13 protein-coding genes are annotated in these 14,009 nt (G+C 71.5%); 6 read left to right on the plus strand and 7 right to left on the minus strand.

Annotated elements, in window-relative coordinates; translation table 11 throughout:
• The first annotated feature begins 166 nt into the window (after nt 1–166).
• Entirely contained in the window at nt 167–1,951 is a 1,785-nt protein-coding gene (locus tag EEY80_RS15245; RefSeq protein ID WP_126977879.1) for a sensor histidine kinase, read from the plus strand.
• Between the two features lie 20 nt (nt 1,952–1,971).
• Here the strand turns inward: EEY80_RS15245 and EEY80_RS20680 are convergent, their stop codons facing one another.
• Nucleotides 1,972–2,391, minus strand: coding sequence for a hypothetical protein (locus EEY80_RS20680; protein WP_328590531.1), 420 nt, complete (start codon nt 2,389–2,391; stop codon nt 1,972–1,974).
• Between the two features lie 229 nt (nt 2,392–2,620).
• On the opposite strand from EEY80_RS20680, the gene lipA reads away from it, so the two are divergent.
• From lipA to EEY80_RS15265, 3 genes are all read left to right on the plus strand, one after another.
• Nucleotides 2,621–3,571, plus strand: coding sequence for a lipoyl synthase (gene lipA, locus EEY80_RS15255; protein WP_126977881.1), 951 nt, complete (start codon nt 2,621–2,623; stop codon nt 3,569–3,571).
• Nucleotides 3,572–3,648: 77 nt separating this feature from the next.
• Nucleotides 3,649–3,903 carry a type II toxin-antitoxin system CcdA family antitoxin gene (locus EEY80_RS15260; protein WP_126977883.1) on the plus strand — a complete coding sequence of 85 codons (255 nt, stop codon included), beginning with the start codon at nt 3,649–3,651 and terminating at the stop codon, nt 3,901–3,903.
• 3 nt (nt 3,904–3,906) lie between these two features.
• Nucleotides 3,907–4,200, plus strand: a complete 294-nt coding sequence (locus tag EEY80_RS15265; protein WP_205749138.1) for a CcdB family protein — start codon at nt 3,907–3,909, stop codon at nt 4,198–4,200.
• Between the two features lie 34 nt (nt 4,201–4,234).
• Here the strand turns inward: EEY80_RS15265 and EEY80_RS15270 are convergent, their stop codons facing one another.
• From EEY80_RS15270 to EEY80_RS15295, 6 genes are all read right to left on the minus strand, one after another.
• Entirely contained in the window at nt 4,235–6,343 is a 2,109-nt protein-coding gene (locus EEY80_RS15270; protein WP_126977885.1) for a DEAD/DEAH box helicase, read from the minus strand.
• Between the two features lie 212 nt (nt 6,344–6,555).
• Nucleotides 6,556–6,939: a hypothetical protein gene (locus tag EEY80_RS15275; protein WP_126977887.1), complete on the minus strand. Its 384-nt coding sequence runs from the start codon at nt 6,937–6,939 to the stop codon at nt 6,556–6,558.
• 150 nt (nt 6,940–7,089) lie between these two features.
• Nucleotides 7,090–7,974, minus strand: a complete 885-nt coding sequence (gene mmsB / locus EEY80_RS15280) for a 3-hydroxyisobutyrate dehydrogenase (protein ID WP_126977889.1) — start codon at nt 7,972–7,974, stop codon at nt 7,090–7,092.
• 3 nt (nt 7,975–7,977) lie between these two features.
• Nucleotides 7,978–9,015, minus strand: coding sequence for a 3-hydroxyisobutyryl-CoA hydrolase (locus EEY80_RS15285; protein WP_126977891.1), 1,038 nt, complete (start codon nt 9,013–9,015; stop codon nt 7,978–7,980).
• Complete coding sequence (locus EEY80_RS15290) at nt 9,012–10,157, minus strand: acyl-CoA dehydrogenase family protein (RefSeq protein WP_126977893.1); 1,146 nt, start codon at nt 10,155–10,157, stop codon at nt 9,012–9,014. Before EEY80_RS15290 ends, EEY80_RS15285 begins: the two co-directional genes overlap by 4 nt.
• A gap of 65 nt (nt 10,158–10,222) precedes the next feature.
• A complete protein-coding gene (locus EEY80_RS15295) occupies nt 10,223–11,722 on the minus strand; it encodes a CoA-acylating methylmalonate-semialdehyde dehydrogenase (RefSeq protein WP_126977895.1) in 1,500 nt (499 codons plus the stop codon).
• Between the two features lie 108 nt (nt 11,723–11,830).
• Here EEY80_RS15295 and EEY80_RS15300 point away from each other — a divergent pair, with 108 nt between their 5' ends.
• Both EEY80_RS15300 and EEY80_RS15305 read left to right on the plus strand, forming a co-directional pair.
• The gene (locus EEY80_RS15300; RefSeq protein ID WP_126977897.1) at nt 11,831–13,012 is read left to right on the plus strand and encodes a glycosyltransferase family 4 protein; all 1,182 of its coding nucleotides are present in this window, start codon (nt 11,831–11,833) and stop codon (nt 13,010–13,012) included.
• Nucleotides 13,009–13,917 (plus strand): LysR family transcriptional regulator, encoded by a 909-nt coding sequence (locus EEY80_RS15305; protein WP_126977899.1) that lies wholly within the window; start codon nt 13,009–13,011, stop codon nt 13,915–13,917. Before EEY80_RS15300 ends, EEY80_RS15305 begins: the two co-directional genes overlap by 4 nt.
• Nucleotides 13,918–14,009: the final 92 nt, after the last annotated feature.

The raw sequence follows: 14,009 nt of genomic DNA on the forward strand, positions 1-14,009 counted from the left end.
TGCGGATGTTCCGCTTCCATGGCTGTCAAACCCGAACGGGTCGCGTGAACAGGACGAAGGCATCATATCGGGGTCCGTGCCACGGGCAGGGTCCGGCGGCGGAGGGTCTGCGGCTGCGGGCGCTGCGGGCGCGCCATGCGCGGCTCCGACGCGGGGTCGAACCGCGATGCCGGTGAGCGCCTGCCTCGATTTCGGGCCACCGGACCTCGCGGTGCGCATCGCCGCCGGCGTCTTCGCGGGGATCGCGCTCATCACCTTCTGGCTGGGCCGCCAGCACAGCGTGCCGGGCAAGCCCGTCTTCATGGCGGCGCTGGCGGGGATGATGCTGTGGCTGGCCGGCTCGGCGGCCGAGATGGCGGTGACCGACCTTCACTGCAAGATCTTCTGGTCCGGCGTCACCTGGCCCGCGATCGTGCTGGTTCCCACCGCCTGGACGCTGTTCCTGTCCGACTATCTGATGGGGACCGAGGGGCAGGGGCATGCCCTGCGGCTGGTGGTGCTGGCCGGGGTGCCGCTGCTGCTGGCGGCGGTGGTTCTCAGCAATCCGTGGCATGGGTCGTTCTACGGGCCGGACACGGATCTGGTGATGGTCGAGGGCCGGCTGTCGGCCCGCTATGACCACGGGCCGCTGTTCTTTGTGGCGGCGGGCTATCTTTACCTGTTCCTCGCCGCCGCCGTCGCGATGGTCGTGCTGGCGCTGCCCCGGGCACCGGCCAGCTTTCGCGGCTTTCTCGTGGCGCTGCTGGCGATCACGCTGGTGCCGGTGGCGGGCAACCTTGCCTATATCCTGAACGGCTCCACGATCTTCGGCTTCGATCCGACGCCCTTCATGTTCGCCTTCGTCTTCGCCACCTTCGGGTCGCTGCTGGTCGGCAACCGGCTGATGGACGTGAACCTGATCGCGCGCGAGATGCTGTTCTACCAGTCCTCCGACCCGATCCTGATCTTCGACATGGACCGTCAGCTGGTGGGCGCCAATCCCGAGGCGCGGCGCGTCTTCGGGGCCGATCTGCCGCCGCTGAACCGCCCGCCGCGCGGCGACTGCCCGGTGTCGGGGCTTTGTGCCGGGGCGACGGCCGAACATCCGCTGCCGGCGGTCCGCCGGGACGGGCGCAGCTTCGACCCGCGGGTGACGGTGCTGCGCAATCCCATCGCCCGCAACCACGCGCCGCTCGGCTGCGTGATCGCGCTGGTGGATATCAGCGTGCAGGAACGCATCGCCGCAGCCCTGCGCATCGCCGCCGAGGAGGCGGAGGCGACGAGCCTCGCCAAGTCGCAATTCGTGTCCACCGTCAGCCATGAACTCCGCACGCCGCTGACCTCGATCAAGGGATCGCTGGACCTTCTCGATGCCGGGGCGATGGGCAACCTGCCCCCGGCGGCGCAGCGGGTGGTGCGGATCGCGCGGTCGAACAGCCAGCGGCTGGCGCTGCTGATCGACGATCTGCTGGACGTGCAGCAGATCGAACAGGGGCAGATGCGGATCCGCCATGAGCTGGTGGATCTGGCGCGGGTGGTGCGCGACGCGGTCGAGGCGAACGAAGGCTATGCCCGCTCGCTCGGCGTGCAGCTGGAGCAGGACTGCGTGTCGGGGCCGGTGGAGGTGATGGGCGATGCGCAGCGGCTGATGCAGGTGATGGCCAACATGCTGTCCAACGCCTGCAAGTTCTCGCATCGCGGCGGGGCGGTGACGGTGCGGCTGCAGGTCGAGGGGCGGCAGGCCCGCGTCTCCGTCGCCGACCGGGGCACCGGCATCCCCGAGGGCGCGCGGGAACGGGTCTTCGGCCAGTTCTCGCAGATCGACAGTTCCAACACCCGCCGGATCGGCGGGTCGGGCCTGGGCATGCATATCGCCCGCCGCATCGTCGAACGTCTGGGCGGGCGGATCGACTATGAAAGCCGTCTGGGCGAGGGCACGACCTTCTATGTGGACCTGCCGCTGGCCGGCTAGCGCCGGCTGAAGCCCGGGGCCTACATCAGGCCGCGGCCGATCGCCTCGTCCACGGCGATGTTGTACTCGTCGTGGTAATAGTCCTGCGGATAGCCCGATCCGGCCGGCATCTCGCCGAATTGCGCCATGTTGTCGATATGCGACAGCAGCTGTTCGTCGCTGAACCCCGACATCCACTGCGCGTTCTCGGCGACCTGTCCGTCGTTCATGTAGTGGCGGTTCCAGTCGCCGGCGGCCCGGCCGGCGCTGCCGCCCTCCTCGGCGAAGAGGTCGCCGACGCTGCCCATCGCCGTGGCGATGCTGCTGCCCTGCACGCCCACCGCGGGGCCGATGGCGGCCATCGCGACGATGCCCAGCCCGACGGTCGCGGCGGTCAGCACAACCCAATCCACGGTGACGGCGCCGTCCTCGGCGTCACGGAACGTCTTCAGGGCCTTCATCGCTGTCTCCCTATGCCAATGCGTTTCGTCCTGTCCGGCGCGATCTTCGGAGCCAAGCAAGGCGGAATTCGGGCCGCGCGGGGGTATCTCTCCGGCGTTGTGCGGGTTTCGCGGCCCGGTTCGGCCCGCAAGCCATGTGCGGCGCAGGGGGCTGCCCCGCGCCCCGCTGCATTGCCAAGGCGACGCAAAGGGCATACATCCGTCCGAGCATCTCCCGAAGGAGGTTCCGGTGCGCGACCTGAAGATCCCCGGCGAACGTCATCCCGAAAAGGCTCATCGCCCCGATCAGGAGCAGCCGAAGAAGCCGTCCTGGATCCGGGTCAAGGCGCCCACCTCCGCCGGCTACAGGCAGACCCGCGACATCCTGAAGGAAAACCGGCTCGTCACCGTCTGCGAGGAGGCGGGCTGCCCCAATGTCGGCGAATGCTGGAGCCAGGGCCACGCCACCATGATGATCATGGGCGAGATCTGCACCCGGGGCTGCACCTTCTGCAACGTGGCGACGGGCAAGCCGCAGACGCTGGACGCCTTCGAGCCGGGGCGCGTCGCCCATGCGGTGCAGACGCTGGGGCTGAACCATGTGGTCATCACCAGCGTGGACCGCGACGATCTGGAGGATGGCGGGGCCGAACATTTCGCCCAGACCATCCGCGCCGTCCGCCACCGCTCGCCCGGGACCACGATCGAGGTGCTGACGCCGGACTTCCTGAAATGCGCCCCCTCGGCGGTGGAGAAGGTGGTCGAGGCGCGGCCCGACGTGTTCAACCACAATCTGGAAACCGTGCCCGGCCTCTATCCCGCGGTGCGGCCCGGTGCGCGCTATTTCCATTCGCTGCGGCTGTTGCAGCGGGTGAAGGAACTGGACCCGACGATGTTCACCAAGTCGGGGATCATGGTCGGCCTCGGCGAGGACGGGCAATCGGTCCGGCAGGTCATGGACGACATGCGCTCGGCCGATGTCGATTTCCTGACCATCGGCCAGTATCTGCAGCCGACGCCCAAACATCACCGCGTGGACCGTTTCGTGACGCCCGAGGAATTCGCCGCCTATGAGAAGGCCGCCTATGGCAAGGGCTTCCTCATGGTCTCGGCCACGCCGCTGACCCGGTCCTCCTATCACGCGGGCGACGATTTCGCCCGGATGCGCGACGCGCGGCTGGCAAAGCTCGGCCGGGCCTGAGCCGGGCCGCGCCTGTCACGGCCGCTTGATCCGGGGCCATCGCGTGGTATCTTCCGTCGCATCCGTGAGGAACCGCCATGACCGCCCCCGCCCGCCGCACGACGTCGCTCAGCCTCGATGCCGAGGCCGTGGATTCGGCGCGGGCCTTGGGTCTGGATGTGTCGGCGGTGGCCGAGGCGGCGCTGCTGCGCGCCGTGGCCCGCGCGCGGCAGGACGCCTGGCGCCACGAACATGCCGACATCTTCGCCGCACAGGCGCGCTGGCACGATGAACACGCGCACCCGCTGCGCGACATCCTCGCCGATCCCGACCTCGCCGGCTGGACACGCTAGACGGTGGAGTCGTTCCGACGCTTCGATGTGGCCGTGCATCGCGGGGTGGCGATGGTAACGATTGAAAGCGATCTGCTGCCGCCCGATCCCGCGATCGTGGTCATCCCGCTGCTTGCGGACTATCCTGCCGTGCCGCTGCTGAACCCCGTGCTGCGGCTGGAAGATGGCCGGCAGCTGGTGCTGGCGACCCGCTTGATTGCGTCGGTCCGACGAGGGGCGATCCGGCGCATCGGCAGCGTCTCTGATCAGGGCGAGCGGATCACCCGGGCCATCGACATCCTGATGGCCGGGGTCTGAGCGGACGCAGGCCCGCTCTGCCGGGCACCGAGGATCAGCCCCGGCCCTTGCCTTTCGCCCCGCCCGGTTTGCCGGTGGCAGGTCCGTATTTCGCGCCCTTCGCCCCGGGCTTGCCAAAGCTCTTGCCGGCGGGCTTGCCGCCGGGTTTGGCCGCGGCGCCCTTCGGCTTCGGCTTGGCCCAACCGGACTTCGGTTCGGGTTTGGGTCCGGTCTTGCGCGGCCGGGTGGCGGGAATGCCCTCGGCCTCGGCCGGGGGCGCGCTGTCCCGCGCGGGGTCGAAGGACGGTTCGGACGGATCGCGACCGCCCGGCTTCGGGCGATAGCTGTCGGCCTTGGCCGGGCGCGGCGGGCGCGGGCTGTCGGCCTCGTCGCGGGGGCGATAGGGACGATCCTCGCGCTCCGACCGTGGCGGGCGGGGGGCGCGGTCCGCACGCTCGGGGCGATCCCCGCGTTCGGGCCGATCCCCGCGCTCGGGGCGCGGGCCCTTGCGGATGGTGGATTTGGGCGCGCCGCGGGTTTCGTCGGGGGTGCCGGCGATCCGGCTGACGGCGATCCCCTGTTCCAGCTGCATCGGTTTCCCGAGCGCCTCGAAGAAGCGTTCCTCGGCGCTGGCCGCGATCTGCACCGCGGTGTCGTTCAGCCCGACGCGGATCGCGCCGATCTCGGCCCGGGTGATGCCGCCCGCGCGGCACAGCATCGGCAGCAGCCAGCGCGCCTCGGCCCGGCCGGCATGGCCGACGGAGAGCGAGATCCAGAAGGCCGGGCCGAAATCGGCGTGGTCACGCCGGGGTGCGCCGGCCTCGGGCAGGGGACGCAGATCCTCGGGCGCGCTGCGGCCGGCCGACCACAGCCGGAAATAGCCGGCGGCCAGCTGGCGTGCGGGCATCTCCATCAGCCGGGCCATCAGCGCCGCCTCGTCCTCGGTCACCGGGGCAGACAGCGCGGGATCGGACAGCATCCGCTCGGCATCGGCGGCCAGCACCGCCTCGGCGGCGGGGGCGGGGCCCCATTCGGCGGTGACGCCCGCCCAATGCAGCAGCCGCTCGGCCTTCTTGCGCTGCGACAGCGGCACGATCAGGGCGCTGATCCCCTTGGCGCCCGCGCGTCCGGTCCGGCCGGACCGGTGCAGCAGCGTTTCCTTGTTGGTGGGCATGTCGGCATGGACCACCAGTTCCAGCCCCGGCAGGTCGATGCCGCGCGCCGCCACGTCGGTGGCGATGCACAGCCGCGCCCGCCCGTCGCGCATCGCCTGCAGCGCCTGACTGCGTTCCTGCTGGCTCAACTCGCCCGACAGCGCCACCACCGGGAAGCCGCGGTTGACGAAGCGCGCCGTCAGATGGCTGACCGTGGCGCGGGTGCCGCAAAAGACGATGGCGCGCGAGGGGTCGTGAAAGCGCAGCAGGTTGACGATGGCATTCTCGCGGTCGGCGGTATCCACCAGCACGCCGCGATAGGCGATGTCCCCATGCGCGGCCCGGTCGGACTGGGTGGCGATGCGGCGGGCATCGCGCTGGTAGGTGGCGGCCAGTTCCGCGATCTCGGGCCGGACGGTGGCGGAAAACATCAGCGTGCGCCGGTCGGCGGGCGCGGCCTCCAGCAGGAATTCCAGATCCTCGCGGAAGCCGAGGTCCAGCATCTCGTCGGCCTCGTCCAGGACCGCGACCTTCAGGGCCGAGATATCGAGCGCGCCGCGCCGCAGATGGTCGCAGAGGCGTCCCGGAGTGCCCACGACAAGATGCGCGCCGCGCTCCAGCGCCCGGCGTTCCGCCCGCGCATCCATGCCGCCCACGCAGGAGGCGATCACCGCCCCCGCCTGCGCGTAAAGCCATTCCAGTTCGCGGCGCACCTGCATCGCCAGTTCCCGCGTCGGCGCGATCACCAGCGCGCGCGGCAGGTCGGGCGGGCCGAAATGATCGGCCCCTTCCAGCAGGTCGGCGGCCATGGCGATGCCGAAGGCCACGGTCTTGCCCGAGCCCGTCTGCGCCGAGACCAGCAGATCCTGCCCGGCCAGAGCCGGGTCTGACACGGCCGCCTGCACCGGGGTGGGGTCGGCATAGCCCTTCGCGGCCAGTGCCGCGGCCAGGGGCGCGGGAAGGTCGGAAAAGCCGGCGGCGGGGCCGGTGGAGGCGGAATCGGCAGACATGCGGAACTTTCGGCGGATGGCCCGCGCAGCACAGGGGGCGGGCAGGGGCGGACAGGAACGGAAGGCGGGCAGGGCCCGGACCCGCCGCCTCTACAGGCTTTCCCCCCATCTGTCGAGGCATCTTGCGGCGGCTGGCGGTGTATTGCGGCATGGCAGGACCCGGACCGCCTGTCGAGCGTCCGGGCCGTGCCTGGTTTCGCGGTCGCGCCGGATCAGTTCAGCGCGCGGATCAGCGAGACGATCTGCAGCGTGTCGCGGTCGATCTGCACGATCTGGTCGTCGACGATCGCATAGACGCTGTCGCCGCCCGCCGGGGCAAGGCCGTAGCGGCCGTAATCCTCGACGATGCGATAGTCGCGGCCGCGCACGCTCTCGCCCGGGCGGATCACGACATAGTTGCTGTCGCCGCGACCGTTGTGGACGGTGATCTCGGCGTCCTTGTCGATCTTCCGGGCGACGTCCTTGGGCAGGCAGTGATTGTCGCGCTCGCGCATGCCGCGCGGGCAGTCGTTGTCGGCCAGCGCCGGCGTGGCGAGGGCGGTGACGCCGAGGCTGAGGGACAGCACGGCGGGGATCAGGGTCTTGAGACGGGACATCTTGGCCTCCGGTGTTGCATCCATTGCGGCAATAACACCGAGGCCGCCCCGCGGGTTTCCGTGCGGGGCCGGGCGGGGGACGGACCGGCGGCCGCCCGCCCGGCATGTTGCAGGCGGCTGACGCGGGCGTGAGCGGCGGTGCCGACAGCCTCAGCCGCGGCTCCGGTCCCGGCCCCGCGCGGCGAGGCGCGGCAGCATCGCCGAAAAGTCGCGGCCGCGGCCATCCTCCTCCTCGACGAAGCGGGCGTACAGCTCCGCCGCCAGCGTGCCGATCGGCGTGTCGGCATCGGCGCCCTCGGCCGCCTGCAGGGCCAGCCGCAGGTCCTTCAGCATCAGTTCCGCCGCGAAGCCGGGCTTGTAGCCGGAATCGGCGGGGCTGGCCGGTCCGACGCCGGGGGCGGGACAATAGGCATTCATGCTCCAGCTGTAGCCCGAGGAGGTGGAGACGACGTCGAACATCTTCTGCCGGTCGAGCCCCAGCTTGTCGGCCAGGGCGAAGGCTTCGCAGGTGACGATCATCGTGGCGCCGAGGATCATGTTGTTGCAGATCTTCGCGGCCTGTCCGGCGCCCGCACCGCCGCAATGCACCGCCTTCTGGCCCATGATGTCGAACAGCGGCGCGACCCGGGCGAAGGCCTCGTCCGGCCCGCCCACCATGAAGGTCAGCGTGCCGGCCGCGGCGCCGCCGATGCCGCCCGACACCGGCGCGTCCAGCGCCATCAGCCCCGCCGCCCCGGCCTCGGCCGCGACGGCGCGGGCGCTGTCCACGTCCACGGTCGAGCAGTCGCACAGCACCGCGCCCGGCGACATCGCCGGGATCGCTTCGGCCGCCACCGCGCGCAGGATCGCGCCGTTCGGCAGCATGGTGATGACCACCTCGGCGCCCGCCACCGCCTCGGCCAGCGCGGCGGCGGGGCTGACGCCCTCGGGCATCGGGGCGGCCGGGTCATGGCCCGTCACCCGATGCCCCGCCGCGGCGAGGTTGCGGGCCATCGGCGCGCCCATGTTGCCCAGCCCGATGAATGCGATCTTCATGCGTCAGCCCTCCCAGTCGAGTCCCTGTCCCGCCGGCAGCGGGGACAGCAGCGCCGCCACCTCCTGCGGCGTCACCGCCGCGGCATCGGCGTGCCGCCAGCGCGGCTGGCGATCCTTGTCGATGATCTGCGCCCGCACCCCTTCGAGGAAGTCGGTCGCCGACAGCGCCCGGGCGGTGAAGCGGAACTCGCGCCCGAGCGCCGCGCGCAGGTCCAGATCGCGCGCGCCGCGCACCAGCGCCAGCGTCGCCGCCATCGACAGCGGCGACATCCGCGCCAGCGTCTGATGCGTCGCCGCGGCGAACGCGCCCGGTTCCGCCGCCAGCGCGGCGAGGATCGCGGGCAGGTCCGGCAGGGCGAAGATGCGGTCGATCAGCGGCCGATGCGGGGCGAGGTCGGGCTGCGGCGCGGGCCGGTCGGGCAGGGCGGGCGTGCCCGTCCGTTCCATCGCCGCGATGGCCGCAGGCCAGTCGGCTTCGGGCAGGTAGCGGTCGGCGAAGCCCGCGAGGATCGCGTCGCCCGCCGCCATCCGGTGCCCGGTCAGCCCCAGATATTCACCAAGCCGCCCGGGCGCGCGCGACAGCAGCCAGCTGCCGCCCACATCGGGGATCAGGCCGATGCCGGTTTCCGGCATGGCGATGCGGGTGCTGTCGCCCGCGATCCGCACGGCCGCATGGCCGCCCACCCCCACGCCGCCGCCCATGACGAAGCCCTGCATGAAGGCGATCACCGGTTTCGGGAATTCCGAAATCTTCGCGTTCATCCGGTATTCGTCGCGCCAGAAGGCGATGGCGGCCGCGGCCTCGACCCCGCCGGCGCGGCCCGCGTGATACATCGCGGCGATGTCGCCCCCGGCGCAGAAGGCGCGGTCGCCCTCGGCGTCGATCACCACGAGCGCCACCGCCGGATCGTCGCGCCAGCCGTCCAGCGCCGCCTCGATGGCCAGGCTCATCGCGTGGTTCAGCGCGTTCAGCGCCCTGGGCCGGGTGAAGGTGATGCGCCCGGCCCGGCCGGCGACGCGGATATGCAGGTCGCCGCTCATGTCCGCCCCTCCACCAGCCCGCGCGCGATGATCACGCGCATGATCTCGTTGGTGCCTTCGAGGATCTGGTGCACCCGCAGGTCGCGGACGATCTTCTCGATCCCGTAATCGGCCAGATAGCCATAGCCTCCATGCAGTTGCAGGCACTGGTTCGCCACCTCGAAGGCGGCGTCGGTCACCATCAGCTTGGCCATGGCGCAATGCCGGCCGGCATCGGGGGCGCGCCGGTCGAGCTTCCATGCCGCCTGCCGCAGGAAGACCCGCGCCGATTGCAGCCGCGTCTCCATCTCGGCCAGCCGGAACTGCAGCGCCTGGAACCGGTCGAGGCTCTGGCCGAAGGCGCGGCGTTCGCCCATATAGGCCAGCGTCGCGTCGAAGGCCGCCTGCGCGCCGCCAAGCGCCGTCGCGGCGATGTTCAGCCGCCCGCCGTCGAGCCCCGCCATCGCGTAGGAAAAGCCGCGTCCCTCCTCGCCCAGCAGATCCCCGGCCCCGACGGCGCAACCATCCAGCTGCACCTGACGGGTGGGTTGCGCGCGCCAGCCCATCTTGTCTTCCAGCCCGCCGAAGGACAGGCCCGGCCGGTCCGCGGTCACGAGGAAGGCCGAGATGCCGCGCGGCCCGTCATCGCCCGACCGCGCCATGACGATATAGGCATCGGAATAGCCGCCGCCCGAGATGAAGGCCTTGGTGCCGGTCAGCCGCCAGCCGTCATCCTCGCGCGTGGCCCGGGTGCGCAGCGCCGCCGCATCCGACCCCGAGCCCGGTTCGGTCAGGCAGTAGGACAGCACCGTCCGCATCGCGCAGGCCTCGGGCAGCACCCGCGCCTTCATCTCGGACGAGCCGTAGCGGTCGATCATCGCCGCGCACATGTTGTGGATCGACAGGAAGGCCGCGACCGAGGGGCAGGCCATCGCCAGCGCCTCGAACACCAGCACCGCGTCGAGCCGGGTGAGGCCCGATCCGCCCTGGTCTTCCGACACGTAGATGCCGCCCAACCCCAGGTCCGCCACAAGCGGCCACAGCGCGCGCGGGATCGTTCCCTCCGCCTCCCATGCGCGGGCATGGGGGGCGATGTGTTCGCGCCCGAAGTCCCGGGCCATCGCGACGATGGCCTCCTGCTCCTCGCTCAGACCGAAATCCATCACAGCCTCCCCGCTGCGGCCTCTGTCCGTGTCGCCCCCGCCGGTGCGGGCGGGGCCGGATATCCTCAGTCCAGCGCCTTGAAGTTCAGCGCCGCCCCCTCCTTGATGCCCGAGAACCAGCGCGCGGTGACCGTCTTCGTCCGGGTGTAAAAGCGGAAGGCATCGGGCCCGTACTGGTTGAGGTCGCCGAAGGCCGATTTCTTCCACCCGCCGAAGCTGAAATAGCTCAGCGGCACCGGGATCGGGAAGTTGATGCCGACCATGCCGACATTGACCCGGCTGGCGAAATCGCGCGCGGTGTCGCCATCGGCGGTGAAGATCGCGGTGCCGTTGCCGTAGTCGTTCTTCATCACCAGGTCGAGCGCGTCGTCATAGCTGCCCGCGCGCACGGTGGTCAGGACCGGGCCGAAGATCTCTTCCTTGTAGATGTCCATGTCGGGCGTGACCCGGTCGAACAGCGACGGGCCGAGGAAGAAGCCGTTCTCGTAGCCCTGCAGGCGGAAGTCGCGGCCGTCCACCACCAGATCGGCCCCCTGCGCCACGCCTGAATCGATCAGCCCGCGCACCCGCGTCATCGCGGCGCCGGTGATCAGCGGGCCGTAATCCACATCGTCGCCGCCGGTATAGGGGCCGACCTTCAGCCTCTCGATCTTCGGGACCAGCTTCTCGATCAGGCGGTCGGCGGTCTCCTCGCCCACCGGCACCGCGACCGACACCGCCATGCAGCGTTCGCCCGCCGCGCCGAAGCCCGCGCCGATCAGCGCATCCGCCGCCTTGTCGAGATCGGCGTCGGGCATGATCAGCATGTGGTTCTTGGCGCCGCCGAAGCATTGCGCGCGCTTGCCGTTGGTGGCGGCGCGGCCATAGATGTATTGCGCGATCGGGGTGGAACCGACGAAGCCCACCGCCTGCACCGTCTCGTCATCGAGGATGGTGTCGACCGCCAGCTTGTCGCCGTTGACCACCTGCAGCACGCCGTCGGGCAGCCCCGCCTCCTTCAGCAGTTCGGCGAGGATCAGCGCGGTGGAGGGCGTGCGTTCCGAAGGCTTCAGGATCACCGCATTGCCGGCGGCGAGCGCCGGCGACATCTTCCACAGGGGGATCATCGCCGGGAAGTTGAAGGGCGTGATGCCCGCGACGACGCCGAGCGGCTGGCGCATCGCGTAAAGGTCGATGCCCGGACCGGCGCTGTCCATGAACTCGCCCTTCAGCATCGCGGGCGCGCCCATGCAGACCTCGACGACCTCCAGCCCGCGCTGCACGTCGCCGCGCGCATCGGGCAGGGTCTTGCCATGTTCGCGGCTGACGGCTTCGGCCAGACGGTCCATGTTGGCGTTGATCAGCGCGCCGAAGGCCATCATCACCCGGGCGCGGCGCTGCGGGTTGGTCGCGGCCCAGCCCGGCTGCGCGGCGGCGGCGGCGGCGATGGCCTGGGTCATCTCCTCGACGCTGGCGAGCGCCACCCGGGCCTGCACCTCGCCCGTGGCGGGGTTGAACACATCCGCGAACCGGCCCGAGGTGCCGGCGACGCGGCGTCCGTTGATCCAGTGTCCGATCTCTTCCATGACGTTCCTCCCGCACGATCTGCCGTCTCCGCCTACACTAGCCTTGCAGATTTGCCCGGTGAAGCGGTAGATGCACAGGTTGGTTTTGCAGAATTGCAAGGATCCCCGATGCGCATCTGCATCCTGTCCCGCGCGATGGAACGGCACCGGCCCGGCTATCTCTGGCCGTTCGAGATCCTGTCGAAGGATTTCGCCCGCGCCGGGCATGAGGTGACGGTGCTGACGACCGGGCTGCCGGACGGCGCGCCCGCGGTCGACCGCATGGCGGGGCGCGAGGTGCATTATCTGCCGGGCACCCGGCCGGAACGGGTGGACGCGGCCTTCTGGCGCGACAGCGCCGCGACCTTTGCCGCGATGCAGGCCGCGGCGCCCTTCGACATCGTCATCGGCCGGGGCGCGTCCAGCTGGGGGCTGGTGCAGGCGGGGCTGGCGGGCGGAACCCCGGGCCGCAGGGCTGGCCTGCCGCTGATCTCGCATGAGGGCACCTATCCTGCCTGGATGCACGGCCGGGCGCTGCATCCGCGACCGTGGAGCGGGGCCGTCACGGCGCTCGACGCGGGCCTGCACGCGCTCCGGGCGAAGGAACGGCCGCTGCGGGCCTGTCTCGCCGCCTCGGCCCGGGTCGTCTGCCTCTCGCCGGGGCTGGAACGGGCGGTGCGGCGGATGGCGTGGTGGGCGCCGCCGCGCACGGTGACGCTGCCCTATGCGCTGGACCTGTCGCGCTGGCCGGAGCCCGCCGCCCGGCCCGAACCGCGGCTCGTCTATGTGGGCCGCCTGTCCGAGGCGAAGGGGGCGGCGGCGATGCCGGCGATCCTCGCCCGGATGCGGCGGCCCGCGGTGCTGGAGGTGATCGGCGGCGTCACCGATGCCGAACGCGCGGCGATGGAGGCGCATGCCGCCCGTGCGGGCGTGGCGGACCGGCTGCGGATGACCGGGGCGCTGCCCCATGAGGCGCTGCCCGGCCGGCTGCACGGGGCGACGGCCTTCCTCTTCCCCTCGACCCATCCCGAGGGGCTGAGCAAGGTGGTGATGGAGGCGATGGCCGCCGGCCTGCCGGTGGTCGCCTGGCGGCTGCCGGCGCATGAGGGGCTGGTGGAACCGGGGCGCACCGGCTGGCTGCTGCCGCCGGGCGACATCGCCGGCACCGCGGCGCGGCTGGACGCGCTGCTGGCCGATCCGGCGCGGGCGGCGGCGACGGGGGCGGCGGGCCGCGCCCATATCGCCCGCCATCACGCGCCCGGCGTCATCGCCGCGCGCTGGCAGGCACTGTTCGACGCGGTGCGGCGATGATCGCGCCCGACTGGGACGACCTGCGCATCTTCCTCGCCGTCGCGCGGGGCGACAGCCTGTCGGCGGCGGGGCGGTCGCTGCGGCTGGACCCGGCGACGGTGGGGCGCCGGATCACCCGGCTGGAGGACGGGCTGGGCCAGCCGCTGTTCCTGCGCTCGGCCCAGGGCTACCGGCTGACCGAGGCGGGACAGCGGCTGATGCCGCACGCCGAATCGGCCGAACGCGCCATGGCGGGCGCGGTCGAGGCGACGGCCGGGGTGGCGGCGGGACTGGGCGGGCAGATCCGCATCGGCGCCCCCGACGGCTGCGCCAATTTCCTGCTGCCGCAGGTGACGGCCGAGATCTGCGACGCCAACCCGGGGCTCGAGGTGCAGATCGTGGCCCTGCCGCGCATCTTCAACCTGTCGCGGCGCGAGGCCGACCTCGCCATCGCGGTCAGCCGGCCGCAGCAGGGCCGGCTCGCGGTGCAGAAACTGTCGGACTACCGGCTGAGCCTTGCCGCGGACGAGGGCTATCTGGCGCGACATCCACCGGTGCGGGCGCTGGCGGACCTGACGGCGCATCGCATGGTGGGCTACATCCCCGACATGATCTTCGACAAGGAACTGGACTACCTCGCGGGGATCGGCGCGGGGGCGGTGCCCCTGGCCTCCAACTCCGTCGCGGTGCAGCTGATGTGGCTGCGCGCGGGGGCCGGGATCGGGGTCGTCCACGACTTCGCCATGCCGGTGGCGCCCGGCCTGCGGCGGGTGCTGCCCGACGCGGTGACGCTGACGCGCAGCTTCTGGCTGATCCGGCACGAGGATGACCGCCGCTCCGACCGGATGACGCGGTTCTGCGAGGCGCTGTCGCAGGGGATGCGGCGGGAAATCGCCCGGCTGGAGGCGCTGGCCTCGGCGCAATGACGCGGGCGACCGGGCATTGTGACGCCGGTCGCGGCCCGACGCTTGACAGGGGCGCCCCCTCGCCGGACGCTTTGACAGACGCTTACGGGTAG

Source organism: Frigidibacter oleivorans (genome assembly GCF_003993775.1).
In the GTDB taxonomy this organism is placed as follows: domain Bacteria; phylum Pseudomonadota; class Alphaproteobacteria; order Rhodobacterales; family Rhodobacteraceae; genus Frigidibacter; species Frigidibacter oleivorans.

Coding starts and splice junctions, on each gene's coding strand:
- EEY80_RS15245 (WP_126977879.1), top strand. CDS start 167: ATGCCGGTGAGCGCCTGCCTCGATTTCGGGCCACCGGACCTCGCGGTG.
- EEY80_RS20680 (WP_328590531.1), bottom strand. CDS start 2,391: ATGAAGGCCCTGAAGACGTTCCGTGACGCCGAGGACGGCGCCGTCACC.
- EEY80_RS15260 (WP_126977883.1), top strand. CDS start 3,649: ATGACCGCCCCCGCCCGCCGCACGACGTCGCTCAGCCTCGATGCCGAG.
- EEY80_RS15270 (WP_126977885.1), bottom strand. CDS start 6,343: ATGTCTGCCGATTCCGCCTCCACCGGCCCCGCCGCCGGCTTTTCCGAC.
- EEY80_RS15275 (WP_126977887.1), bottom strand. CDS start 6,939: ATGTCCCGTCTCAAGACCCTGATCCCCGCCGTGCTGTCCCTCAGCCTC.
- mmsB (WP_126977889.1), bottom strand. CDS start 7,974: ATGAAGATCGCATTCATCGGGCTGGGCAACATGGGCGCGCCGATGGCC.
- EEY80_RS15285 (WP_126977891.1), bottom strand. CDS start 9,015: ATGAGCGGCGACCTGCATATCCGCGTCGCCGGCCGGGCCGGGCGCATC.
- EEY80_RS15290 (WP_126977893.1), bottom strand. CDS start 10,157: ATGGATTTCGGTCTGAGCGAGGAGCAGGAGGCCATCGTCGCGATGGCC.
- EEY80_RS15295 (WP_126977895.1), bottom strand. CDS start 11,722: ATGGAAGAGATCGGACACTGGATCAACGGACGCCGCGTCGCCGGCACC.
- EEY80_RS15300 (WP_126977897.1), top strand. CDS start 11,831: ATGCGCATCTGCATCCTGTCCCGCGCGATGGAACGGCACCGGCCCGGC.
- EEY80_RS15305 (WP_126977899.1), top strand. CDS start 13,009: ATGATCGCGCCCGACTGGGACGACCTGCGCATCTTCCTCGCCGTCGCG.